Raw genomic sequence first — 22,912 nt, 5'->3', positions numbered from 1 at the left:
GCCCGGGGACCGACCCCGGGCCCTCCTCCGTGTGTGAGTGGCGTGGCTACGCCGGGCGCACGCTGCCGTAGATCGGCATGTAGTAGATCGACTCCTCGCGGACGTTCGCACCCGGCTTGGGCGCGTGGATCATCATGCCGCCGCCCTTGTAGATGCCGACGTGGCTGATGTCGTCGTAGAAGAAGACCAGGTCCCCCGGCCGCAGATCCGCCGTGGCCACCCGGGTGCCGACCTCGACCTGGTCCCAGGTGGTGCGCGGCAGATCGACGCCCGCGGCCTTCCAGGCGGCCTGGGTGAGTCCGGAGCAGTCGTACGAGGACGGGCCCGTCGCCCCCCACACGTACGGCTTGCCGATCTGGGCGCGTGCGAAGGCCAGGACCTGCTCGGCCTTGGAGGCGTAACCGCTGTCGGAGCCCGTGCCCGAGTCTCCCTGCGCGGTCTCCGCCGCGGCGGGCTGCTCGGCCTTCGCCTTCGCTGCCTGCTGCCGGGCCAGCTCCTCGGCCTTGCGCTCGGCCTCCGCCTCCTTCTTGCGCTCCAGCTCCGCGATCCGCGCCTTCTCCTCGGCGGTCAGCTTCGACAGCAGGGTGCGCGCCTCGGTGAGCTTCGTCTGCACCTGCTGCTTGCTGGTCCGCAGGGAGGCCTGCGACTCGGTGAGCGTCTCCAGGCTCTTCGTCGCCTCGGCACGCTTGGCCGCCGCCTCCTTCTGCTGCGTACGGAAGTCGGCCACCGCCTTCTGCTGCCGGCTGGTCATCCGGGCCATCAGCTGGTCCTGGTCGAAGTACGACTGCGGGTCGTCCGCCAGGAAGAAGGTCGCCGTGGGGGCGATCGAGCCGCTCCGGTACTGCGCGGCCGCGTAGTTGCCCAGTTCGCGGCGGGTCTCGTTGAGCTTGTCGGCCCGCTTCGCCGCGGCCTCCAGCAGTGCGTCCACCTTGGAGCGCTGCTCGGCCGAGGCGGTCTTCGCCTTGTTGTACTGCTGCGTCGCCGTGCCGGCCTGCCGGTAGAGGTCGTCGACCTTCTTCTGCACTTCCTCGATGCCGGGCTTGGGCTCGAGGGGGGCAGCCGTCGCGCTCTGCGTGGAGAGCAGGGTGACGGAGGCGAGTGCCGCGGTCGTGAGACCTACGGCAGGGGTGGTGCGCACGCGGGTGCGCGGCTTGCGATGCGACGCCAAGGCCGGCATCTCCTTCCGTGGACCGCCTGCCGGGTTAGCGATGGGGGTCCCCCCAGGCCGTTCGGGCACTGGGGGAGGGTTCGGGCGGAACGGAAGGCTGCCCTACGGTCCGATGGAGACGGACCGGTTCACCCCGGTGCTGCGTGTGGGTCCCCGGTCCCGCGCCCCTTCGGAGGGTACGGATTCGGCGGGGGTGCCCGTGCGGCGCGGTTCGCCTCAAGGGGGTACGGGGCACCCGTCGGAGCACGCTAGCCAACCCGTGGTGTCCCTGTGAAGGTTGATGTTCGATATGCCCGATACATTTTCGTGACCTTTTCCCGGTGGTGGTCCGCATGGCCGGAATCAGCCCTGGAATCTCACGTTCCGTGGGGGGTCCGTTCCGTTCCGCGCCCGGCTCCGGACTCTTGTCATCGATGCGGCCCGGGCTGTCGGTGCGGCCGCCTAGACTCGTGAGGCGATGAGCAGCCTCTTTGACGACAGTTTCCTGACCGGCCTCCAGCAAGGGGAGGACGGCTCCCCGCCGCCCCCCGAGGAGCACGCACCCGAGACGGTGCCGGAGGGCCTCTTCGAGGACGTCTTCGACGCGCCTCCGCCGCCGCGCGAGGCCTACTACCGCGACGGTGCCCCGCGCCCCGTCGTCGACTCCGCCGCGCTGCTCGACGGGCTGAACACCGAGCAGCGCGCAGCCGTCGTGCACGCCGGCTCCCCGCTGCTCATCGTGGCCGGCGCCGGTTCGGGCAAGACCCGGGTGCTCACCCACCGGATCGCCCATCTCCTGGCCGAGCGCGGGGTGCACCCCGGGCAGATCCTCGCGATCACCTTCACCAACAAGGCCGCCGGCGAGATGAAGGAGCGCGTCGAGGACCTCGTCGGCCCGCGCGCCAACGCCATGTGGGTCATGACGTTCCACAGCGCCTGCGTACGGATCCTGCGCCGGGAGTCGAAGCGCCTGGGCTTCACCTCGTCGTTCTCGATCTACGACGCCGCCGACTCCAAGCGTCTGATGGCACTGGTCTGCCGCGATCTCGATCTCGACCCGAAGCGCTACCCGCCGAAGTCGTTCACGGCGAAGGTCTCGAACCTCAAGAACGAGCTGATCGACGAGGAGACCTTCGCGGGGCAGGCGGCCGACGGGTTCGAGAAGACGCTGGCGCAGGCCTACGCGCTCTACCAGGCGCGCCTGCGCGAGGCGAACGCCCTCGACTTCGACGACATCATCATGACGACGGTCCACCTGCTCCAGGCGTTCCCCGACGTCGCCGAGCACTACCGCCGCCGCTTCCGGCACGTCATGGTCGACGAGTACCAGGACACCAACCACGCGCAGTACACCCTGGTGCGCGAACTGGTGGGCCCGGCGGGCGAGGGCGACGCACCGGGCGAACTGTGCGTCGTCGGTGACGCGGACCAGTCGATCTACGCCTTCCGCGGCGCGACCATCCGCAACATCCTCCAGTTCGAGGAGGACTACCCGGACGCGACGACGATCATGCTGGAGCAGAACTACCGCTCCACGCAGACGATCCTGTCGGCGGCCAACGCCGTCATCGAGCGCAACGAGAGCCGCCGTCCCAAGAACCTCTGGACGAACGCCGGCACCGGCACCCGGATCACCGGCTACGTCGCGGACACCGAGCACGACGAGGCGCAGTTCGTCGCCGACGAGATCGACCGGCTGACGGACTCGGGCGACTCGAAGGCGGGCGACGTCGCCGTCTTCTACCGCACGAACGCCCAGTCCCGTGTCTTCGAAGAGATCTTCATCCGTGTCGGACTGCCCTACAAGGTCGTCGGCGGAGTGCGCTTCTACGAGCGCAAGGAGGTCAGGGACGTCCTGGCCTACCTCCGGGTGCTGTCCAACCCCGAGGACACCGTCCCGCTGCGCCGCATCCTCAACGTGCCCAAGCGGGGCATCGGTGACCGGGCCGAGGCGATGATCGACGCCCTTTCGATGCGCGAGAAGATCTCCTTCCCGCAGGCGCTGCGCCGTGTCGACGAGGCGTACGGCATGGCAGCCCGGTCGGCGAACGCCGTGAAGAGGTTCAACACGCTGATGGAGGAGCTCCGCACGATCGTGGAGTCCGGCGCGGGACCGGCGGTCGTGGTGGAGGCCGTCATGGAGCGGACGGGCTATCTCGCCGAACTCCAGGCGTCCACCGACCCGCAGGACGAGACCCGTATCGAGAACCTCCAGGAGCTCGCCTCCGTCGCTCTCGAATTCGAGCAGGAGCGGGCGGAGGAGGAGGGCGCGGGCACGCTCGCCGAGTTCCTGGAGAAGGTCGCGCTCGTCGCCGACGCCGACCAGATCCCCGACGAGGACGAGGACGGCTCCGGTGTCGTCACGCTGATGACGCTGCACACCGCCAAGGGCCTCGAGTTCCCCGTGGTGTTCCTGACGGGCATGGAGGACGGTGTCTTCCCGCACATGCGCGCGCTCGGTCAGGTGAAGGAACTGGAGGAGGAGCGCCGGCTCGCCTACGTGGGCATCACGCGTGCCCGCGAGCGCCTTTACCTGACCCGGGCGGCGATGCGGAGCGCATGGGGCCAGCCCTCGTACAACCCGCCGTCGCGGTTCCTGGAGGAGATCCCGGACCAGCACCTGGAGTGGAAGCGCAAGGGGCCGATGGCGGCGTCGGCGGGACCGACGTCCGGCATCACGTCGTCCCTGTCCTCGGCCCGCTCGAAGTCGGGGCCGTCGGGGTTCGCGACCCGGCGCACCTCCGAGAAGCCGGTGGTCACGCTGGCGGTCGGGGACCGGGTCACACACGACCAGTTCGGTCTGGGCACGGTGACGGCGGTCGACGGGTTCGGCGACAAGGCGAAGGCGACGGTCGACTTCGGCGACGAGAGGCCGAAGAAGCTGCTCCTGCGCTACGCGCCGGTCGAGAAGCTCTGAACAACCGGCCGTCACGCTCCGAACCGGCCGTCACGCTCCGAACCGGCCGTCACGCTCCGAACCGGCCGTCACGCTCCGAACCGGCCGGAAGGTGCTCACCCGGCCGGTTCAAGCGCGTTGATCCGGCCGGGGCGACAGGCTCCGCCCGGCCCGCGGCGCTGATCCGGCCGGGCGGGCGGCCGCCGGGACGTCATGGCCCGGCGCGGGCGGTCCCTCAGTACGGGTTGACGCCGTGGCTGCGGAGCCAGGGCATCGGGTCGATAGCGGAGCCGCCGCCGGGCCTGACCTCGAAGTGCAAGTGCGGGCCGGTGGAGTTGCCGGAGTTCCCCGAGTAGGCGATGACGTCGCCGGCCTTGACCGAGCCGGAGCGGATCTTGGTGGTGCTGAGGTGGCAGTACCAGGTCTCGGTGCCGTCGGCCGCGGTGACGATGGCCATGTTCCCGTAGGCGCTGTTCCACTGGGTGCGGACCGTGCCGTCGGTCGCCGCCATCACGGGGGTGCCGTAGGAGACGGGGAAGTCGATGCCCGTGTGCACGGACATCCAGTTCACACCGGCCTGACCGTAGGTGGCGCTGAGACCGTGCTGCTGCACGGGGAGGACGAACTTGGGACGCAGCGCCTCACGGCGTGCGGCCTCCTCCTCGCGCTTCTTCTTCTCGGTGGCCTGACGCTCCTTCAGGTCGATGCGCTCCTGGGTGCGGCTGGCACGGTCGGCGAAGTTCTCGGCGTCGGCGCTGAGGTTGGCGAGCTGGGTGTCCAGCTTGTTGTTGGCCACAGCCGGCTTCACCAGGTCCGCGGCGGCCATGGACGTGGTGTCGTCCTTCGTCTCCTCGCCCCCGCCCACACCGCCCACGGAGGCGGCGGCGATGCCCGCGACGCTCATGACGCAGGCGGACGGGACGGCGACGGTGAGGAGCGCGGAGCGCTTCGCGGGGGTGCGGCGCCGGCCACGGCTGCCGCCGCGGGGGGCGGAGGAACGGCCCACAGGGTGTGCGGGGATCTCCACGGCGGCCGATTCCGCGGTCACGTCGACGGCCTCGGGCGTCGTCCCGCCGACTTCGGTTCCGGTCTCGGGTGCCTCGTCGTACACGTCCGTGTACGCGCCTGCCGTCCCCGCCGCGTCGGTCCCGAAGTGATCGTGGGAGCCGGGGGAGTCCTGGAGGTCGTGGGAGCCGAAGTCGTGGGCGCCGGTTCCGTCGAGCGAGGCGAACTCTGCCGTCCCGTACGACTCGTAGGACACCGACGGCTGTTCGTGTGAGGGGTACGACGTCTGTTCGGGTGCGTACGTGGCGCTCTCGGGCGTGGCGCCGGTGTTCCAGGCGGTGGCGTCGTAGGTGCCGGTCTCGGCGGCCGCGTAGCTCTCGTAGCCCGCGGTCTCGAAGGCGGGAGTGCTGAACGAGCCGGTGGCGTAGGCCGTGGTGTCGAACGTGGTGGTGGGGAAGGCGCCGGTGTCGCCCGCCGCCCACTGGCCGGTGTGGTCCCAGCCGGTGGTGTCCCACTGGCCCGTCGCGTCGGCCGGTGCCGGGATCCCGGCCTCGGGCATCCAGCCGGCGGTGGTGTCGTAGCCCTGAGGTGCCTGCGGGTGGGCCTGGGCGTCATAGGCGTCGTAGGAGGCCTGTTGATGTGCTCCGGTGTCCCACTGGCCGCCGTCGTACGCCGGGGCGTAACCGTCGCCGTACGTCGTCGCGGGGCTGCTGTCGTACTGGCCCGGGAGGGACCCGAAGAGCGGGTCGGTGTCGAAACTGCCGGTGGAATGGCTGTCGTATCCGGCATGCCCGGCGTGGGGGTGCTGGTCGTTCACCAACTTCTCTCTCGCCTCGGCAGCAGGACCTGTTCCGGGGTCCGGTGGGGGATCCCGGGGTGAGCAGTGGCCGCGACTGTACCCGGCGGTAGGTGAGGACGACAATCTTCGGGGGCTTTCAGTCCCTCAGGAAACGGGCAATCGGCTGCCTTTCGGTGGACCGAAGAGGCAGCCTTGGCCGTATGTTCGAAACGCGTTCTATTTGTTGGGGGTTCGGCGGTCCGGCGATCGGCTCACGCGACGGAGGCGGCCCCCGGAGCGCCGACGTCCGCGCCGTCGGACTCGAGTGCCTGCCGGATCGCGGAGGCGACCGCGGGGTGCACCGGAAGGGCGAGGTGGCCGATGCCGGTGACGCGCACATTCACCGCGTCGAGGTCGGGATGGTCGACGCAGGCCGTCTCGACGGGAAGGATCACTCTGTCCAGCTCGCTCCAGAAGCTGACGAACCGCGTCCGGCAGCCCGGGGCGGGGCGCCGCAGTTCCTCGATGAGCTCGGAGCCGCTGCGCATCTGCCTGACGATGGGGTGCGCACCGGCCAGCGGGACGGCGGCGGTGCCCCCGTGCGGCGTGCCGAGGGTGACGAGCGTGCGCACCCGGCGGTCCCCGCCGAGCCGCTGGACGTAGTACCGCGCGATCAGGCCGCCGAGGCTGTGGCCGACGATGTCGACCTCCCGGTGCCCGGTGCGGGAGCAGATCTCCTTCACGTGGCGGCCGAGGAGTTCGGCCGCCGTGCGGATGTCGCAGGTCAGGGGCGAGTAGTTGAGCGACTCCAGATGGTGCCAGCCGTGCCGGGCCAGGGAGCGGCGGAGCAGGACGAAGACGGAGCGGTTGTCGATGAAGCCGTGCAGGAGGACGACGGGCGGGCGGTCGCCGCCCGTGGTGGGCAGTGCGGTCGCATCCGCCGAACGGGTGATCCCGTCATCGGCACCCGGCCTGGTGCCGGTGCGGGTGCCCTTGGCGGCGGCCGCGTCGAGGGCGGGCCGGGTCGTGGGGGACCGGCGCTCCGGGGTGAGGCCGGACGGGTAGACCAGCGCGTGCCCGGCGAGGATCACCAGCTCCAGCGCGGTGGCTCTGATCAGCGTCGACGACAGCCAGGCGGGGCGCAGGCACGGGCCGCGCAGCAGTAGGGGTAGGAAGGACAGGACCTTCATGGCCGACCTCCTGCACCGGCGTGCGGGGAGGTGGCTCCCTGCCCCGGACGCCCTCACGGGTGCCGCCGGGGCCCGGCGGCCCTGATGCGCCGGGGTCGTACCACCGTGCCGTGCGGCTGACGGCGCGGTGGTACGACGACCTCGTTGCGGCTCCCTGGCGGCGTCCCCCGCGCGGCCCGTGGACCGCCCGGTGCTGGGAACGACGCCGGCGAACATGTCCCATGTGTGATTTCCCCCTCCCGGTCCACCGCGAAACGACGCCGTGCGGGATGCTGTAGATAACGTTCGTTCACATCACCGGCCCTCCGGGCACGGCAGACGCATGTGGAGGCATTGATGGGTGTGACCGGTCCTATCCGCGTGGTGGTGGCAAAGCCGGGCCTCGACGGCCATGACCGCGGGGCCAAGGTGATCGCGCGGGCGCTGCGGGACGCGGGCATGGAGGTGATCTACACGGGGCTCCACCAGACCCCCGAGCAGATCGTGGACACGGCGATCCAGGAGGACGCCGACGCCATCGGCCTCTCGATCCTCTCCGGGGCGCACAACACACTCTTCGCCAAGGTCATCGAGCTCCTGAAGGAACGTGACGCGGAGGACATCAAGGTGTTCGGCGGCGGCATCATCCCCGAGGCGGACATCGCTCCGCTGAAGGAGCAGGGCGTCGCGGAGATCTTCACCCCGGGTGCGACGACCGCCTCGATCGTCGACTGGGTGAACGCACACGTCCGCCAGCCCGCGGAGGCCTGAGCCCGCGGTCCGCCCGCGCCTGATCCCCTTCCGACTCGTCGTGGTCATGCCGCGTGATTCCCTGCCGGCTCCTCGTGGTCACGCGCTGTCCCGGGACAGCTCCGCGTCCATGGCGGCGCGCAGGCGCAGGGTGGACACCAGGCGCAGGAACGCCTCCGACCAGTAGCCACCCGCACCCGGCGAAGCGCCTTCCGGCTCGTCCGGCGTGGTGGTGAGGACCGCGAGGCGGTCCGCCTCGGCGGGGTTCAGGCAGCGCTCGGCGAGGCCCATCACCCCGCTGAAGCTCCAGGGGTAGCTCCCCGCGTCCCGGGCGATGTCGAGGGCGTCGACCACCGACCGGCCGAGCGGCGCGTCCCAGGGCACGGAGCAGACGCCGAGCAGTTGGAAGGCCTCCGAGAGACCGTGCGCGGCTATGAAGCCGGCGACCCAGAGCGCTCGCTCGGGGGGCGGCAGGGTGGCGAGGAGTTTCGACCGCTCTCCCAGCGACGCCGTCCCGGGGCCGTTCGCCGGGGGTGTCGAGGGGGCGCCGAGCAGCGCCCGCGCCCAGTCGGGATCGCGCTGCCGCACGGCGGCCCTGCACCAGGCGGCGTGCAGGTCACCGGCCCATCCGTCGGCGACCGGCAGCGCCACGAGCTCGTGGGCCGGCCTGCCGCCGAACCTCTCCCGCCAGACACCGAGCGGGGTGGCCTCCACCAACTGGCCGAGCCACCAAGACCGTTCCCCACGCCCCGAGGGCGGTGCGGGCACCACGCCGTCGCGCTGCATCGCGGCGTCGCACTCGTGCGGCGCCTCCACCGCGATGGACACGGCACCCCCCGTGCGGTCAGGGTTCACACAGGAGGTGGCACGGTCCGCCATCCGCCGGGCGAGCGCGGAACCGGGCAGCGCGGACAGCAACTCGGCAGCCGTGGAACGCACGTTGCGGCTGCGGTCCGCCAAGGCCTCCTCCAGGAACCCCTCGTCGTCCCCCGAGAGGCCGGCGCGCAGGGAATCGAGGAACATCAACCTGTCCTCGGCCCGCTCCGAGGACCATGTGGAGGTGAGCAGGGCGCGGGCCCCGCCGGGGTCCTGCTCCCGCAGGGCGTCGAGAACCGCGACCCGCTCGGCGAAGAGGCCCTCCTCCCAGAGCTGCCGCACCGCCTCCGGGTCCGTCGTGTCCGGCCGCCGCGCGTGCCGTGACGAGGCGCGCAGGGCGAACCTCCACTCCGGGTTCAGTCCGGCCAGCCAGAGCCCGCGTGGCCCGGCGAACGCCAGGACGTGCGGCCGCAGATCCGTACGCGCTCTCGCCGCGTCCAGCAGGGCGGGCAGCAGTTCCGCCGGGGCGCGATAGCCGTGCGCACGGGCGGAGGCGAGCCACTGGGGGATCAGCTCGGTGAGGTCGGGGGCCGCCCCCCGCCGCCCGCCGCCGGGCGGCGCCGAGCGGTCGGCGAGCAACTGGGCGAGCCGGCGGCGGGCTGCGGCGGGCAGCGGTGGCCGGTGGTCTGCCGGTGCGGGCACGGGCGGTGCCGCCCCGGTGGCCGGGCGGAGGCCCGCTCTGCGGCGCACGGTGTGCGCAGCGGCCGCGTCGAGCAGTGCCGAGGGGGAGACCGCGGAGCCACCCTCCGTCCGCACGGGCCGTCGGTCGGTGCCGAGCAGGGCCGAGGTGACGAGGTCTTCCCATGAGGCGCTCACAGGCACGCCGGTCGTGGTGACGGTGGTGGGCATCGGGTTCCTTCCGGTGGTCCGGGAGCCATGGGCGGGGTGCTGCGGCGGGTCGGGGATCGCGGCGGGGCGGGAGGCTGCTTCCGGTCGGGGATTGCGGCGCGGCGGGTTGCCGTGGGGCCGGGGCTGCCGCGCGTCGGACGGGAGTGTGGGGTCGGAGTCCGCGGTGCGTCAGGTGAGGGCCACGGCCGCGGCCGCGTCCTCTCCGACGCCGTCGGAGAATTCGGGGCGCCAGGCCACGAGCGGGTCGAAACCCCGGTGTCCGCACTCGCCGAACACCGTCAGGGGATTGCCCCCGGAGAGCGCCACGAGCTTCCACAGGCCCGGCCGGGACAGCGCCGGGGCCGCGACCGGAAGCGCGGAACCGTCCGCGGCACCGACCAGTTGCCATCCGTCCTCCGACGGCGTCGGTACGACATCGCGCAGGGTGACCGGCCAGGCGTCGAGCCACGGGTCGTCCCGCAGCGCGTTCCCGTACGCGACGACGGCGTCCGCCGTCGTGCCGCCCGGCGGACGTGCCGCCGTGACGACAGGCTCACCGAAACGTGGTCCCAGCTCCACCCGCAGCCCTCCGCCGCCGGGATACGGCGTCACCTCGGCGTCGATCACGGCACCCACCGGCAGGGCATGGGCCGGGGCGCGCCCCGGCGCACCGTAGGACAGCAGCAGGGCGACGCGCCCCGAACGCCCGCCGTGCAGCCAGATGCGGCGCGCGACGATCCTGCCGTCCGGGGTGTCGTACTGCGAGAGGACCAGCCAGCGGTCGCGGACGGCCGGTCCTCCGGCCGAGGTGGTCAGCCCCACCCTCGAACGGACGGTCGCCGCCAGTGGGCCGGGCAGCCGGTCGAGCCCGAGCCAGGCCGTGTCCAGCAGATGCAGGAGCGCGCACTCCTCGAGCAGCCGGGCCGGCCAGCCGGGCCCCGAGGCCGGTATCGATTCGAGCTCCCTCACACGGCCCGCGAGTCCTGGAGCCTGCGCGTCGACCATGCGGGCCGCCGTCTCCTCCCACAGCCCGTACCCAGGCGGGCCGGCCGCCGCGAGCCCGCCGCGCAGCAGATCGGTGAGCCGTCGCTCCAGCTCCTGCGCGCCGCCCGTGACGCGCTCGGCCCTGCGCTCGGCGCGCCGGGCCGCCGCACGACCCGCGGACGAAGCGGGCGCCGCCTGCGGACCCGGCGCCCCGTCGACCGTGCGGGACGCCCCGTCAGGAACGCCGGCCGGCGCCTCTTCCGCCGTCCTCCGCCCCGCCGGCCGATCGGAGCGCCTGGGTTCTCCCCCGTGAGATAGCACCATGGAGACGACGGTAGAGGGCGGCACTGACAATCGGCTCCGGCCGCCGATTCAGGGCGTTCCGGCACGTCTTGACCGTTCGGCCCCGGTGCGCTTCTCTGCGAGGAGGACGTCTCATGGGAGAGAACCGGGGGGTTCCGATGAACCGCGTCATGCGTCACACCCATGCCGAACGCACCGTCCGTGCGGCTGTGTCGGTGTCAGCCGTCTGTGGCCTCGCGCTCGGCCTAGGCGCCTGCTCCGACACCGTCGACGGGGCCGTGAACCAGACCTACGAGGTGACGTACGAGGTCACCGGTACGAGCGCCGACGAAATCCGGTTCCACGGCGGTGGCGGCAAGGCCATGGAGCCCGAGATCGAAACCGTCACGTCACCCGCGCTGCCGTGGAGGAAGACCGTCACCCTGCGCGGGATCATGCCTCCGGCGGTCATGCCGGCCGCGTCCGACGCGGGGGCGGCGGACCTCGCCTGCACCATCACCTACAAGGGCGAGGTCATCGAGGAGATGACGGGCGAGGAACTGCTCACCAGCGGCGGATGCGTCGCGGTCTCACCCGTCCCGGACTGATCCGCCGTCCGCTCGCGACCGGTCCCGGACCGCCTTCCGGGACCGGTTGTCAGTGGCATGGTGCACCGTGGAAACCGCATCGGGTCGACCGATCCGGAGGGGGATCCATGACCGTGTCCGTACAGACCGACGCAGCCGGCCGCGAAGCCCTGAGGCCGCACGCCGAGCACACGTTCGCCGGTGAGCTCGAGGCGCTCGCCGCCGCCGACGACCGCCCCAGACCGGCTCGTTGGAAGCTCTCCCCGTGGGCCGTCTCCACCTATCTGCTCGGCGGGACGCTCCCGGACGGCACACTGATCACGCCGAAGTACGTGGGCCCGCGCCGTCTCGTCGAAGTCGCCGTGACCACGCTGGCCACCGACCGTGCGCTGCTGCTCCTCGGAGTTCCCGGCACGGCCAAGACCTGGGTGTCCGAACACCTCGCCGCGGCCGTCAGCGGAGACTCGACCCTGCTCGTCCAGGGCACCGCGGGCACCCCGGAGGAAGCGGTCCGCTACGGGTGGAACTACGCCCAGCTGCTGGCCGACGGGCCCAGCCGTGAGGCACTGGTGCCGAGCCCGGTCATGCGGGCCATGGCGGAGGGCATGACCGCGCGGATCGAGGAGCTCACCCGCATCCCCGCCGACGTGCAGGACGCTCTGATCACGATCCTGTCGGAGAAGACGCTCCCCGTTCCCGAGCTGGGACAAGAGGTGCAGGCGGTCAGGGGGTTCAACCTCGTCGCCACGGCGAACGACCGCGACCGCGGGGTCAACGAGCTCTCCAGCGCCCTGCGCCGCCGCTTCAACACCGTCGTGCTGCCGCTGCCCGCGACACCCGAGGCCGAGGTGGACATCGTGTCCCGCCGCGTCGCCCAGATCGGCCACTCGCTGGACCTGCCCCCGGCGCCGGACGGAATGGCCGAGATCCGGCGCGTCGTCACGGTCTTCCGCGAACTGCGCGACGGCATCACCACGGACGGCCGCACCAGGCTCAAGTCACCGTCCGGCACGCTCTCCACGGCCGAGGCCATCTCCGTCGTCACCGGAGGACTCGCGCTCGCCGCGCACTTCGGCGACGGCGTCCTGCGACCCGGCGACGTGGCGGCCGGCATCCTCGGGGCCGTCGTCCGCGACCCCACGGCCGACCGCCTGGTCTGGCAGGAGTACGTGGAGACGGTCGTCCGGGAGCGGGAAGGCTGGAAGGACTTCTACCGCGCCTGCCGTGAGGCCGCCGAATGACCTCCCGCACCGGCGGGACCGCCGTTTCCGGGGGACCGCTGCTGCTCGGCGTGCGCCACCACGGGCCGGGCTCCGCCCGTGCGGTCCTGGCCGCTCTGGACCACGCGCGGCCGAGCGCCGTCCTCGTCGAAGGCCCGCCGGAGGGCGACGCGTTGCTGCCGCTCGCCGCACACGGCCGGATGCGTCCGCCGGTCGCGCTCCTCGCGCACGCCGTCGACGATCCCGGTCGAGCCGCGTTCTGGCCCATGGCCGACTTCTCGCCCGAGTGGGTGGCGATCCGCTGGGCTTCGGCGCACGGGGTCCCCGTGCGCTTCGTGGACCTGCCCGCGGCGCACTCGCTGGCGCTGACGGAACCCAAGGAGGACGGCGCGGAGGACGGCCGGGGCATCGATCCGATCGGAGTTCTCGCCTGGGCCGCTGGCTACGACGACCCCGAGCGCTGGTGGGAGGACGTCGTCGAGCACCGAGAGGCGGACGGCCGGACGGCCGATCCGCGCGCACCGTTCGCCGCGCTCGCCGAGGCGATGACGGCCCTGCGCGAGGCGTACGGGGACGGAGGGCACCCGCAGGACGCCGTCCGCGAGGCCTGCATGCGGCTTCAGCTGCGCGCCGCCCGCAAGGAGTTCGGTGACGACGTCGCCGTGGTCTGCGGTGCGTGGCACGTGCCCGCGCTCCACGCGAGGACGACGGTCGCCGCCGACCGGGCACTCCTCAAGGGGATGCCCAAGGTGAGGACGGAACTGACCTGGGTGCCCTGGACCCATCGCAGGCTCGCCCGGCGAAGCGGATACGGCGCGGGGATCGAGTCCCCCGGCTGGTACGGGCACCTCTTCGGTGCACCGGACCGGCCCGTCGAGCGCTGGATGACGAAGGTGGCCGGACTGCTGCGCGACACGGACAGGACGGTGTCCTCCGCGGACGTCATCGAGGCGGTCAGGCTCGCCGGGACCCTGGCGGCACTGAGAGGCCGGCCGGCCGTGGGACTGACCGAGGCGACCGACGCCGTCAGGGCCGTCATGTGCGAAGGGTCCGACGTGCCGCTCACCCTCGTCCGGGACCGGCTTGTCGTGGGCGAGACCCTCGGAGAGGTCCCGGAGACCGCCCCGGCCGTCCCTCTCCAGCGCGACCTGGACCGGCAGCAGCGGAGGCTCAGGCTCAGGCCCGAGGCCGGGAGGCGCGACCTGGAGCTCGACCTGCGCAAGGACACCGACGCGGCCCGCAGCCGCCTCCTGCACCGGCTGCGGTTGCTCGGGGTGCGCTGGGGCGAACCCACCACGGGGCGGGGAAGCACGGGCACGTTCCGCGAGAGCTGGCGGCTGCACTGGGAACCGGAGCTGTTCGTCCGGATCGCCGAGGCCGGCGTGTGGGGCACCACCGTGCTCGGCGCCGCGACCGCCAGGGCGGAGGCGGACGCGGTCTCGGCGCCGTCGCTCGCCGGGGTCACCCACCTCGCCGAGCAGTGTCTCCTGGCCGGTCTGTCCGAGGCCCTGCCCGTGGTGATGAGGGCCCTCGCCGACCGGGCCGCCCTCGACGCGGACGTCGGCCACCTCGCCGACGCGCTGCCCGCACTGGCGCGCTCCCTGCGCTACGGAGACGTGCGGTCCACCGGCACCGCGGCTCTGGGAGAGGTCGCCGTCGGTCTCGCCGAGCGCGTCTGCGTGGGCCTGCCACCGGCCTGCACCGGCCTCGACGCGGACGCGGCCGTGGAGGCGTACGGACGGGTGGACGGCGTGCACACGGCGGTCGGGCTGCTCGCCGACGCCACCGGGGCGGAAGGGCTGCCCGAGCGGTGGGCCGGCGTCCTGCGCGAGCTCGCCGTCAGGGACGTGGTCGCCGGGGTGATCCGGGGTCGTGCCGCGCGCCTGCTCCTGGACGGAGGGCGACTGGCCGGGAACGAGGCCGCGCGCCTGATGGGGCTGGCCCTCTCGCCCGGCACCGCACCGGCCGACGCGGCCGCCTGGGTCGAGGGGTTCGTCGGAGGAGCGGCGGGAGGCGGCCTGCTGCTCGTCCACGACGAGCGTCTCCTCGCGCTCGTCGACACCTGGCTGACGGGCATACCGGCCGACACCTTCACCGACGTACTGCCCCTGTTGCGCCGCACGTTCTCGGCCTACGAGCCCGGTGCGCGTCGCGCGTTGGGCGAGCTCGTCCGCCGCGGGCCGGATGCCGGCGGGGGACACGACGGGGGTGGGCCCGCCGCCCCGGGCTTCGGTGACGGACTCGACGAGGCACGGGCGGAGGCGGTGGTCCCGGTGCTGCGGCTGCTGCTCTCCACCGGCATCCCGGCGGAGTCGGGGACGGACGGATGACCGAGGCCGGGACCGGTACGGAGGAGAGGGCGATGGACGCGGAACCTGCCGACGACGAGCGTCTGCGGCGCTGGCGGATGGTGCTCGGGGCGGACGGAGCCGAGAGCACCGGACGTGCGCTCACCGGACGCGACGAGGCGATGGACGGTGCGCTGACCGCGCTGTACGACGGGGGGAGGAAGCCTGGCGGGCGGGGCGGAGCCGAACGCTCCGCGGGGCTCGGTGCCTCCGCCCCGTCCGTGGTCCGCTGGCTCGGAGACATCCGTACGTACTTCCCGGCCTCCGTCGTCCAGGTCATGCAGCGCGACGCCATGGACCGGCTCGGGCTCTCCGAACTGCTGCTCGAACCGGAGATGCTGGAGGCGGTCGAGCCCGACGTCCATCTGGTCGGCACCCTGCTCTCGCTGGCGAAGGCGGTGCCGGAGACGACGAAGGAGACGGCCCGGGCCGTCGTGCGCAAGGTCGTCGAGGACCTTGAGCGCAGGCTCGCCAGCCGTACCAGGACGACCCTCACCGGCGCTCTGGACCGCTCGTCGAGGGCGGGCCGGCCACGCCACCGCGACATCGACTGGGACCGCACGGTCCGGGCCAACCTGAGGAACTACGTGTCCCTGCCCGGCAGGGAGGGCGCCGGCACGGTGGTGCCCGAGCGTCTCGTCGGGTACGGGCGCACGGACCGGTCGGTGAGGAAGGACGTGATCCTCTGCGTCGACCAGTCGGGATCCATGGCCGCCTCGGTCGTCCACGCCGCCGTCTTCGGCGCGGTGCTCGCCTCGATGCGCACCCTGAGGACCCGGCTCGTGGTGTTCGACACGGCCGTCGTCGACCTCACCGACCAGCTCGACGACCCGGTCGACGTGTTGTTCGGCACACAGCTCGGCGGCGGGACGGACATCAACCGCGCGCTCGCCTACTGCCAGTCGAAGATCACCCGTCCGGCGGACACGGTGGTCGTCCTCGTCAGTGATCTCCACGAGGGAGGGATCCATGACGAGATGGTCGAGCGGGCCGCCGCGATGAAGGCGTCCGGTGTGCAGTTCGTGACCCTGCTCGCACTCTCCGACGAGGGAACGCCCTCCTACGACCGGGAGCACGCGGCCGCACTGGCGGCACTCGGCGCCCCGGTCTTCGCCTGCACCCCGGACCACTTCCCCGAGGTCATGGCGGCGGCGATCGAGAAGCGGCCCCTGCCGATACCCGACACCGGCCGGTGACCGGCCGGTCACGGTCGAGGTCCCAGCCCGGTCCCGGGCCGAGGTCCCCCCGGGCCGGGAACCGTCGCGGGATCCTGGCCACGGGCCGCCCAGGAACCCCGGCCGCGTACGGCTCGCGCTGCCGCGCCGACGTGCCGTTTTGTCCCTCGCACCCCGATCACCAGCACGGTCTGTGACCGGTATCACCGCTCAGGTGTGATCTGCAATTTAGGGTCCGGCGCGGCGCGGGGGATAACCTGCCGGATGGACATGCCGCGTACCGGGTCTCCGTGTGCGCCTCCCTTGTGACTGCGCAGTCACGTTGCCCTCGCGGCACGCCCACGCAGAAAACGAACCGCGAGACCACTAAAAGGGACGGACGCGCGTGGACCTGTTCGAGTACCAGGCGAGGGACCTCTTCGCCAAGCACGGTGTACCGGTGCTGGCCGGTGAAGTCATCGACACGCCTGAGGCAGCCCGCGAGGCGACCGAGCGGCTGGGCGGCAAGTCCGTCGTCAAGGCGCAGGTGAAGGTCGGCGGCCGTGGAAAGGCCGGCGGCGTCAAGCTGGCGGCAGACCCGGCTGAGGCGGTCGCTCGCGCGACCGACATCCTCGGCATGGACATCAAGGGCCACACGGTCCACAAGGTGATGATCGCCGAGCTGTCCCCGGAGATCGAGGCGGAGTACTACGTCTCGTACCTCCTCGACCGCACCAACCGCACCTTCCTCGCCATGGCCTCGGTGCAGGGCGGCATGGACATCGAGGAGGTCGCGGAGAAGACCCCCGAGGCCCTCGCGAAGGTTCCGGTCAACGCCGTCGACGGCGTTGACATCGAGAAGGCCCGCGAGATCGTGGCCCAGGCGAAGTTCCCGGCCGACGTGGCCGAGGGCGTCGCCGAGGCCATGGTGACCCTGTGGGACACCTTCGTCGCCGAGGACGCGCTCCTCGTCGAGGTCAACCCGCTGGTGAAGACCAAGGACGGCCGCATCCTGGCGCTGGACGGAAAGGTGTCTCTCGACGAGAACGCCGACTTCCGTCAGCCCGGCCACGAGGCCCTCGAGGACAAGGCCGCGGCCAACCCCCTCGAGGCCGCCGCCAAGGCCAAGAACCTCAACTACGTCAAGCTCGAGGGCGAGGTCGGCATCATCGGTAACGGTGCCGGTCTGGTCATGTCGACCCTGGACGTCGTCGCGTACGCCGGTGAGAACCACGGCAACGTGAAGCCCGCCAACTTCCTCGACATCGGCGGCGGCGCCTCCGCCGAGGTCATGGCGAACGGCCTGGAGATCATCCTCGGCGACCCGGACGTCAAGTCCGTGTTCGTCAACGTCTTCGGTGGCATCACCGCCTGCGACGAGGTCGCCAACGGCATCGTCCAGGCCCTGGAGCTGCTCAAGTCCAAGGGTGAGGACGTCACCAAGCCGCTGGTCGTGCGCCTCGACGGCAACAACGCGGAGCTGGGTCGCAAGATCCTCTCCGACGCCAACCACCCGCTGGTTCAGCGTGTGGACACCATGGACGGCGCGGCCGACAAGGCCGCCGAGCTCGCCGCGGCTGCGCTGTGACGTTGCGCGTCTCCGACACGACAAGGGACTAAGGGACTCCAACACCATGGCTATCTTCCTCACCAAGGACAGCAAGGTCATCGTCCAGGGGATGACCGGCGCCACGGGCATGAAGCACACCAAGCTCATGCTGGCCGACGGCACCGACATCGTCGGTGGCGTGAACCCCCGCAAGGCGGGCACCTCCGTCGACTTCGACGGCACCGAGGTACCCGTGTTCGGGTCTGTCGCCGAGGCGATGGAGAAGACCGGCGCCGACGTGTCCGTTCTCTTCGTGCCGCCGGCCTTCGCGAAGGCCGCCGTCGTCGAGGCGATCGACGCCGAGATCCCGCTGGCCGTCGTGATCACCGAGGGCATCGCCGTCCACGACTCGGCAGCCTTCTGGGCGTACGCCGGTTCGAAGGGCAACAAGACCCGGATCATCGGCCCGAACTGCCCCGGTCTGATCACCCCCGGCCAGTCCAACGCCGGCATCATCCCGGGCGACATCACCAAGCCCGGCCGCATCGGTCTCGTGTCCAAGTCCGGCACGCTGACCTACCAGATGATGTACGAGCTCCGTGACATCGGCTTCTCGTCCGCCGTCGGTATCGGTGGCGACCCGGTCATCGGTACGACGCACATCGACGCCCTCGCGGCGTTCGAGGCGGACCCCGAGACCGACCTCATCGTGATGATCGGCGAGATCGGTGGCGACGCCGAGGAGCGTGCCGCCGACTACATCGCGAAGAACGTCACGAAGCCGGTCGTCGGCTACGTCGCGGGCTTCACCGCCCCCGAGGGCAAGACCATGGGCCACGCCGGCGCCATCGTCTCCGGCTCCTCCGGCACCGCCGCCGCCAAGAAGGAGGCCCTCGAGGCCGCAGGCGTGAAGGTCGGCAAGACGCCGACCGAGACCGCCAAGCTGGCGCGCGAGATCCTCGGCGGCTGACCGCCACCGCGTCACCGCTCCACAGCGGAAACGGCGCGGGCCCGCACTCCTGGACGAGGGGGTGCGGGCCCGCGCCGTTTCCGTTCCCGGGCGCAGGTCAGGGAATGCGCGGAACCAGCCGCTCCGGGCCGTGCGCGAGCTCGTCCCTCAGTGCCTTCTGCAGCTCCACGTCCTGCGCCGTGAGCTTCTCGGGCCCGCCCAGCGGGGGGACGCCGCCGACACGTTCGGCCGGGGCCAGCGGCTGCTCGTAGTGGGTGGGAGCCGTGTGGAGCGTGAAGGTGGTCGCGCCGATGAGCAGCACCCCGAAGCAGAGCGCGGCACGGGTCCAGAGCACCGCGACGCGTTCGCCGCCCGCACGGACCGCCGGGGCCGCCGGGGGCGCGGGGACGTCCTCCGCGAGGGCGAGTGCGGCGAGCGGTTCGCGGAGCGGTGCGGGCCCGGTGCCGGGGTCCGCCGGCTCCGCCTGTGCGGGCAGCCGCTCGGCGACGGCGGCCCGCGCGTTCAGTAGTCTGCCCGCCGCCGCGAGCGTGCTCGCCTCCGTCTCCGCCGCCGTCTCCGGCAGGCCCAGGCCCACGCCGTCGTGGAGCAGGAGTGTGCGGCGGTACGAAGGCGGCAGGCCGAGAAGTGCGTCGAGCAGCGCACGCCGCGCGGGATCCTCGGGCAGCGGATCGGCGTTGCGGTGGCCTCGGCGCAGCCGGTGCCAGGGCGACATCGCGTACTCGTACGAGGCCGCCCGCACCCACCCCGCCGGGTCGCGGTCCCTGGCCACCTCGGGCCAGCGCTGCCACGCGACCCTGAATGAGTGTTCGACGGCTTCCAGGGACAGTTTCCGGTGGCCGGTCAGCAGGTAGATCTGGCGGGTGAGGCCCGGTGCGGTTCGCCCGTACAAGGCGTCGTACGCCTCCTCGGCCGTGAGGCCCTCCACCGGCTCCGGGACAGGGCCGGTCCCGTCCGGCGCGGTCGCTTCCGGTGAGGGCCGGCCCGGCGGCGGGCCGTCCGGGGAGAGTGCGTCCGGGGCGGGTCGGGAGCCGGGCCCGGGCGTGGGCGTGGGCATCGTGCCGCTGCCGCCCGGTTCGGCGGGGCGGGACGGCTCGATGCCGGGTTCGGCGCAGCCGATCAGCCTGGTGTACGCCGCGCGTCTGCGGCCCCGAGGGCCGGCGCGCCCCGTCTCCCAGGCGCGGACGGTGGCGGGCGTGACGCCCACGGCCGCAGCGACCTGTCGCTCACTCAGTCCCTTTGCCTCGCGCAGCCTGCGGCGCTCCTTGGGCGAGGGCAATGGGGCGGTGGGGGCCGGACGGGCGGTGCTCCGCGTCATGCCCGGCCTCCATCCCCGAATACACTGCACCGGGTGAAAAAGTACATAAACGTATATTGAGCGACACGGCGGCTATTCGCCCGTTACACGGAATAAGCGCGTGTCGTTGGCAGCATGGCGGCGTGACCCAAGTGACCGAGCGCAGCCCGATGTTGTCGGCCGAGCGGAGCAGGTCCGCCGCACTGGCCTCCGCCTTCGTGCGCGGAGTGCTCGCGGCGGGGCTCGGGCTCGGCTCGCTGGCCGTCCTGGTCATGCTGCTGTGGATCAGTTCTCCGTACCCCGACAGCGGACCCGGAGGTGCACTCCACGTGGCGGCCGGCCTCTGGTTGCTGGCTCACGGAGCCGAACTCGTCAGAGCCGACACCATGGGAGGGCACCCCGTGCCCGTGGGGACGGTCCCCCTCCTGCTCGGTGTGCTGCCGGTGTGGCTCGTGCTTCGGGCCGCCCGGGACTCCGCGGAGACCGACGGGAAGCCACCGACGGGGAGTTCGGCACTCGGGGCGTTCTGTGCGGTGAGCGCCGGATATCTGCTGGTCGTGCTTGCCGCCGCGGCGTACGCGCGAGGCGGAGCACTGCCCGCCGACCGGGCGTCGCTCGCCTTCCCCGTCACCGTCGTGGTGGCCGTCGCGGCCGCCGCGGGCGTATGGGCGGCGCGTGGCCGGCCGCTGACCCCGCTGCTGGTCTGGGCGCCGCTCAGGGTGCAGGAAGCAGCCGCGCGCTCCCAGGTCCGGGCCGGGGCCGGTGTGGTCCTCCGGTCGGCGGCCGCCGGTGCGCTCACGCTGCTGGGAGGCGGGGCGCTGCTGGTCGCGGTGGCGCTGGTGTGGCACTCGGGCGCGGCGACGGAGTCCTTCCTGGGCCTGTCGGATGACTGGGCGGGCCGGATCTCCGTCGTCCTGCTGGCGGTGGCGCTGGTTCCGAACGCGGCGGTGTGGGGTGCCGCCTACGGCCTCGGGCCCGGATTCGCCCTGGGTACGTCGTCCCTGGCCACCCCGCTCGCGTTCACCGGGCCACCCGCGCTGCCGGACTTCCCCCTGCTCGCCGCGGTGCCGTCGCACGGCCCGGGGACCGGTGCGAACTGGGCGGCGGCCGCGGTGCCGGCCGTGGCGGGTCTGGTCGTCGCCCGGTTCGTCGCTCGGGGGGCGGCTCCCGTGCGCGGGATGCGCGAGGAAGCGTGGGGTCAGGGCCGGACCGCACTGGTGGCGGGCCTGGCGGCCCTGGGCTGTGGGGCCGGCGCGGCGGTGCTGGCGTCGATGTCGGGGGGCCCGTTGGGTACCGGCGCCCTGGCGGAGTTCGGCCCCGTGTGGTGGCTGGTGGGTCCGGCCGCTCTCGCGTGGACGGCCGTGATCGGCCTGCCGGTGGCGCTGTCGCTCAGGGCGTGGCGACTCAGGGAGCACCGGTGGGGATGGCGCCTGGACGCCGCGAAGGACGGGGCGGCGCAGACGGCGGAGCAGGCACCGAACCCGGCCCCGAAGCCGGAGCGAGGAGCGGAGAAGGGGGCCGGGGACGCGGGCGGACAGGAGGAGCCGTACGACTTCCTGTCGGCCGGCCCGTGGCACCAGGAGGGGGCGAGGGAGGCCCGCTGGGCGGCGCTCAAGAAGAAGTCGGGTGGTCTGATGGCCGACTTCTCCGCGCGGCCGCGGACACAGGAGCGGAATCCCGCCCAGGTGCCGGAGGACCCGGTGACCATGCCCGGGCCGGTGCCGTCCCCCGCGGCGGAGCCCGCTCCGGGCCCCGCCGAAGCGTCTGCCCCGACGTCCGCTCCTGCCTTCGGCACCGCACCCGGCACCGCACCCGGGGCGGAATCCGGAGCGGAACCCGGGCCGGCGACCTCATCGGGCCGGGAGTCCGGGCCCGATGAGCAGGCCGGCCGGGTTCCGGATGCCCCTGGGTACTCGGAACCCGGCCGGGAAACCGCTCCGTAGCGAGCGTCCCGGTACTACGGGTGGCGCTACTTCTTCACGCCGAAGAAGGGCTCCAGCGGGTCCGGCAGCTTGTCGTTGCAGGCCAGGGCGCCGGACTTGGTGAGCGCGTCGTTCACGCAGGTGTAGTAGTCGCGGTAGACCAGCTGGACCGTGTAGCCGGTCGCCACGATGGCCAGGGCCAGTACCGCCGTCACCAGACCGCTGACGGCTGCCGTCGTCTGCTGCCGGCTGTTGTTCTGCGCGGGGGTGGAGCCGGGTGCGGACCCCGGCAGCGGGGGAGTGGCCGGGCGGTCTGTGCCGCTCGTGTCCGCCGGGGTCTTCCGGGGGCCACCGCGGAGGGCGCTGATCGACCAGTACACGGCGAGGGCGCCGAGCAGCATCGCGATCTCGGGGAAGTCGAAGAGGGCGAAGAAGAACGCCCACATTCCACCCAGCACCGCGTAGCGTGCGCGCCGCTGGGCGGGGTCGGTCGGGTCCCAGCGCAGACCCCCGGGGCTGCCTTCGGGGCCACCCCCCTGACCGCCGGTGCCGCCGGGTCGGCCGCCGAACCCGCCGCTCTGACGGCCGGGCTGCTGGTCGCTCCACTGACTGCCCCAGACCGGGCGGTCGTCGGAGTTCCCCTCGTTGCCGTCGCCGTTGCCGCCTTCGCCGTGGTGTCCCGGCGTGTGGGAAGGGTGGCGCGGCTGCCAGGGCTGGTCGGGCCGGTCCTCGGGCGGTGCCGCGAACGGATTGTCGTCGGACGGTCCGGAGGGGCCCGGGCCCCCGGAGGAGGAGCCCGGCCCCCTGGAGGGTTCCGGTCCCGACGGGGAACCCGATCCCGAGGAGGAGTCCGGTGATGAGGACTGGCGTTCCCGCATCAGCATGGATGCCCGCTCGGGCAGCGGGTGGCCAAGGGCGGTGCGGAGGCGGTCCGGCATGTGGTGAACGTCTTCCCCATCTCGTCATTTCCGCCCGGGGGCGGTTCCCTGTCCCCTGACGCTACCTCCCGGCCACGCCCCCGTCCCGTGGGGGCCGCCGGGTGTGCCGGTATCGTTGCTGACGGTCGGACCGTTCGTAGAGTTCCCCGTATCGGGGGACGAGCTTCTTTCGTACGACCATACAAACGCACCTCCTGTACATCGCGTACCTGCTG

General features: G+C 72.5%; 16 protein-coding genes. 9 read left to right on the top strand and 7 right to left on the bottom strand.

The window, feature by feature from the left end:
* Positions 1–46: 46 nt before the first annotated feature.
* A complete protein-coding gene (locus LWJ43_RS12525) occupies positions 47–1,177 on the bottom strand; it encodes a C40 family peptidase (protein WP_277332364.1) in 1,131 nt (376 codons plus the stop codon).
* 448 nt (positions 1,178–1,625) lie between these two features.
* On the opposite strand from LWJ43_RS12525, the gene pcrA reads away from it, so the two are divergent.
* Positions 1,626–4,064, top strand: coding sequence for a DNA helicase PcrA (pcrA, locus tag LWJ43_RS12520; protein ID WP_277332363.1), 2,439 nt, complete (start codon positions 1,626–1,628; stop codon positions 4,062–4,064).
* 214 nt (positions 4,065–4,278) lie between these two features.
* Here the strand turns inward: pcrA and LWJ43_RS12515 are convergent, their stop codons facing one another.
* Both LWJ43_RS12515 and LWJ43_RS12510 read right to left on the bottom strand, forming a co-directional pair.
* A complete protein-coding gene (locus LWJ43_RS12515; RefSeq protein WP_277332362.1) occupies positions 4,279–5,865 on the bottom strand; it encodes a M23 family metallopeptidase in 1,587 nt (528 codons plus the stop codon).
* A gap of 233 nt (positions 5,866–6,098) precedes the next feature.
* Entirely contained in the window at positions 6,099–7,016 is a 918-nt protein-coding gene (locus LWJ43_RS12510; protein WP_277332361.1) for a lipase family alpha/beta hydrolase, read from the bottom strand.
* A gap of 336 nt (positions 7,017–7,352) precedes the next feature.
* Between LWJ43_RS12510 and LWJ43_RS12505 the strand changes: the two genes are divergently transcribed.
* Complete coding sequence (locus LWJ43_RS12505) at positions 7,353–7,766, top strand: cobalamin B12-binding domain-containing protein (RefSeq protein WP_277332360.1); 414 nt, start codon at positions 7,353–7,355, stop codon at positions 7,764–7,766.
* 78 nt (positions 7,767–7,844) lie between these two features.
* On the opposite strand, the gene LWJ43_RS12500 is transcribed toward LWJ43_RS12505, so the two are convergent.
* Both LWJ43_RS12500 and LWJ43_RS12495 read right to left on the bottom strand, forming a co-directional pair.
* On the bottom strand, positions 7,845–9,470 hold the full coding sequence (locus LWJ43_RS12500) for a DUF5691 domain-containing protein (RefSeq protein WP_277332359.1): 1,626 nt from the start codon (positions 9,468–9,470) through the stop codon (positions 7,845–7,847).
* Between the two features lie 168 nt (positions 9,471–9,638).
* Positions 9,639–10,757, bottom strand: coding sequence for a hypothetical protein (locus LWJ43_RS12495; RefSeq protein WP_277332358.1), 1,119 nt, complete (start codon positions 10,755–10,757; stop codon positions 9,639–9,641).
* Positions 10,758–10,906: 149 nt separating this feature from the next.
* Here LWJ43_RS12495 and LWJ43_RS12490 point away from each other — a divergent pair, with 149 nt between their 5' ends.
* The 6 genes from LWJ43_RS12490 to sucD all read left to right on the top strand — a co-directional run bounded on the left by LWJ43_RS12490 (position 10,907) and on the right by sucD (position 18,543).
* Positions 10,907–11,323 carry a hypothetical protein gene (locus tag LWJ43_RS12490; RefSeq protein WP_277332357.1) on the top strand — a complete coding sequence of 139 codons (417 nt, stop codon included), beginning with the start codon at positions 10,907–10,909 and terminating at the stop codon, positions 11,321–11,323.
* A gap of 107 nt (positions 11,324–11,430) precedes the next feature.
* Positions 11,431–12,543, top strand: a complete 1,113-nt coding sequence (locus LWJ43_RS12485) for an ATP-binding protein (protein ID WP_277332356.1) — start codon at positions 11,431–11,433, stop codon at positions 12,541–12,543.
* Positions 12,540–14,852 carry a DUF5682 family protein gene (locus tag LWJ43_RS12480; protein ID WP_277332355.1) on the top strand — a complete coding sequence of 771 codons (2,313 nt, stop codon included), beginning with the start codon at positions 12,540–12,542 and terminating at the stop codon, positions 14,850–14,852. Before LWJ43_RS12485 ends, LWJ43_RS12480 begins: the two co-directional genes overlap by 4 nt.
* Before the next feature lie 32 nt (positions 14,853–14,884).
* On the top strand, positions 14,885–16,066 hold the full coding sequence (locus tag LWJ43_RS12475) for a VWA domain-containing protein (protein ID WP_277332354.1): 1,182 nt from the start codon (positions 14,885–14,887) through the stop codon (positions 16,064–16,066).
* 364 nt (positions 16,067–16,430) lie between these two features.
* Positions 16,431–17,612, top strand: coding sequence for an ADP-forming succinate--CoA ligase subunit beta (gene sucC, locus LWJ43_RS12470; RefSeq protein WP_277332353.1), 1,182 nt, complete (start codon positions 16,431–16,433; stop codon positions 17,610–17,612).
* A gap of 46 nt (positions 17,613–17,658) precedes the next feature.
* Entirely contained in the window at positions 17,659–18,543 is an 885-nt protein-coding gene (gene sucD, locus LWJ43_RS12465) for a succinate--CoA ligase subunit alpha (RefSeq protein WP_277332352.1), read from the top strand.
* 97 nt (positions 18,544–18,640) lie between these two features.
* Here the strand turns inward: sucD and LWJ43_RS12460 are convergent, their stop codons facing one another.
* Complete coding sequence (locus LWJ43_RS12460) at positions 18,641–19,858, bottom strand: transcriptional regulator (protein ID WP_277332351.1); 1,218 nt, start codon at positions 19,856–19,858, stop codon at positions 18,641–18,643.
* Between the two features lie 131 nt (positions 19,859–19,989).
* Between LWJ43_RS12460 and LWJ43_RS12455 the strand changes: the two genes are divergently transcribed.
* Complete coding sequence (locus LWJ43_RS12455; protein WP_277335875.1) at positions 19,990–21,780, top strand: cell division protein PerM; 1,791 nt, start codon at positions 19,990–19,992, stop codon at positions 21,778–21,780.
* Positions 21,781–21,806: 26 nt separating this feature from the next.
* Here the strand turns inward: LWJ43_RS12455 and LWJ43_RS12450 are convergent, their stop codons facing one another.
* A complete protein-coding gene (locus LWJ43_RS12450) occupies positions 21,807–22,697 on the bottom strand; it encodes a hypothetical protein (protein WP_277332350.1) in 891 nt (296 codons plus the stop codon).
* Positions 22,698–22,912 lie beyond the last annotated feature (215 nt).

It is taken from the genome of Streptomyces sp. JH34 (genome assembly GCF_029428875.1).
In the GTDB taxonomy this organism is placed as follows: Bacteria; Actinomycetota; Actinomycetes; order Streptomycetales; family Streptomycetaceae; genus Streptomyces.
The sequence above is the reverse complement of the archived record's forward strand: the minus strand, read 5'-3'. Positions and strand labels throughout refer to the sequence as shown.

Coding starts and splice junctions, on each gene's coding strand:
- LWJ43_RS12480 (WP_277332355.1), top strand. CDS start 12,540: ATGACCTCCCGCACCGGCGGGACCGCCGTTTCCGGGGGACCGCTGCTG.
- LWJ43_RS12475 (WP_277332354.1), top strand. CDS start 14,885: ATGGACGCGGAACCTGCCGACGACGAGCGTCTGCGGCGCTGGCGGATG.
- LWJ43_RS12490 (WP_277332357.1), top strand. CDS start 10,907: ATGCGTCACACCCATGCCGAACGCACCGTCCGTGCGGCTGTGTCGGTG.
- LWJ43_RS12500 (WP_277332359.1), bottom strand. CDS start 9,470: ATGCCCACCACCGTCACCACGACCGGCGTGCCTGTGAGCGCCTCATGG.
- LWJ43_RS12450 (WP_277332350.1), bottom strand. CDS start 22,697: ATGCCGGACCGCCTCCGCACCGCCCTTGGCCACCCGCTGCCCGAGCGG.
- LWJ43_RS12505 (WP_277332360.1), top strand. CDS start 7,353: ATGGGTGTGACCGGTCCTATCCGCGTGGTGGTGGCAAAGCCGGGCCTC.
- LWJ43_RS12460 (WP_277332351.1), bottom strand. CDS start 19,858: ATGACGCGGAGCACCGCCCGTCCGGCCCCCACCGCCCCATTGCCCTCG.
- LWJ43_RS12485 (WP_277332356.1), top strand. CDS start 11,431: ATGACCGTGTCCGTACAGACCGACGCAGCCGGCCGCGAAGCCCTGAGG.
- LWJ43_RS12495 (WP_277332358.1), bottom strand. CDS start 10,757: ATGGTGCTATCTCACGGGGGAGAACCCAGGCGCTCCGATCGGCCGGCG.
- LWJ43_RS12510 (WP_277332361.1), bottom strand. CDS start 7,016: ATGAAGGTCCTGTCCTTCCTACCCCTACTGCTGCGCGGCCCGTGCCTG.
- LWJ43_RS12525 (WP_277332364.1), bottom strand. CDS start 1,177: ATGCCGGCCTTGGCGTCGCATCGCAAGCCGCGCACCCGCGTGCGCACC.
- pcrA (WP_277332363.1), top strand. CDS start 1,626: ATGAGCAGCCTCTTTGACGACAGTTTCCTGACCGGCCTCCAGCAAGGG.
- sucD (WP_277332352.1), top strand. CDS start 17,659: ATGGCTATCTTCCTCACCAAGGACAGCAAGGTCATCGTCCAGGGGATG.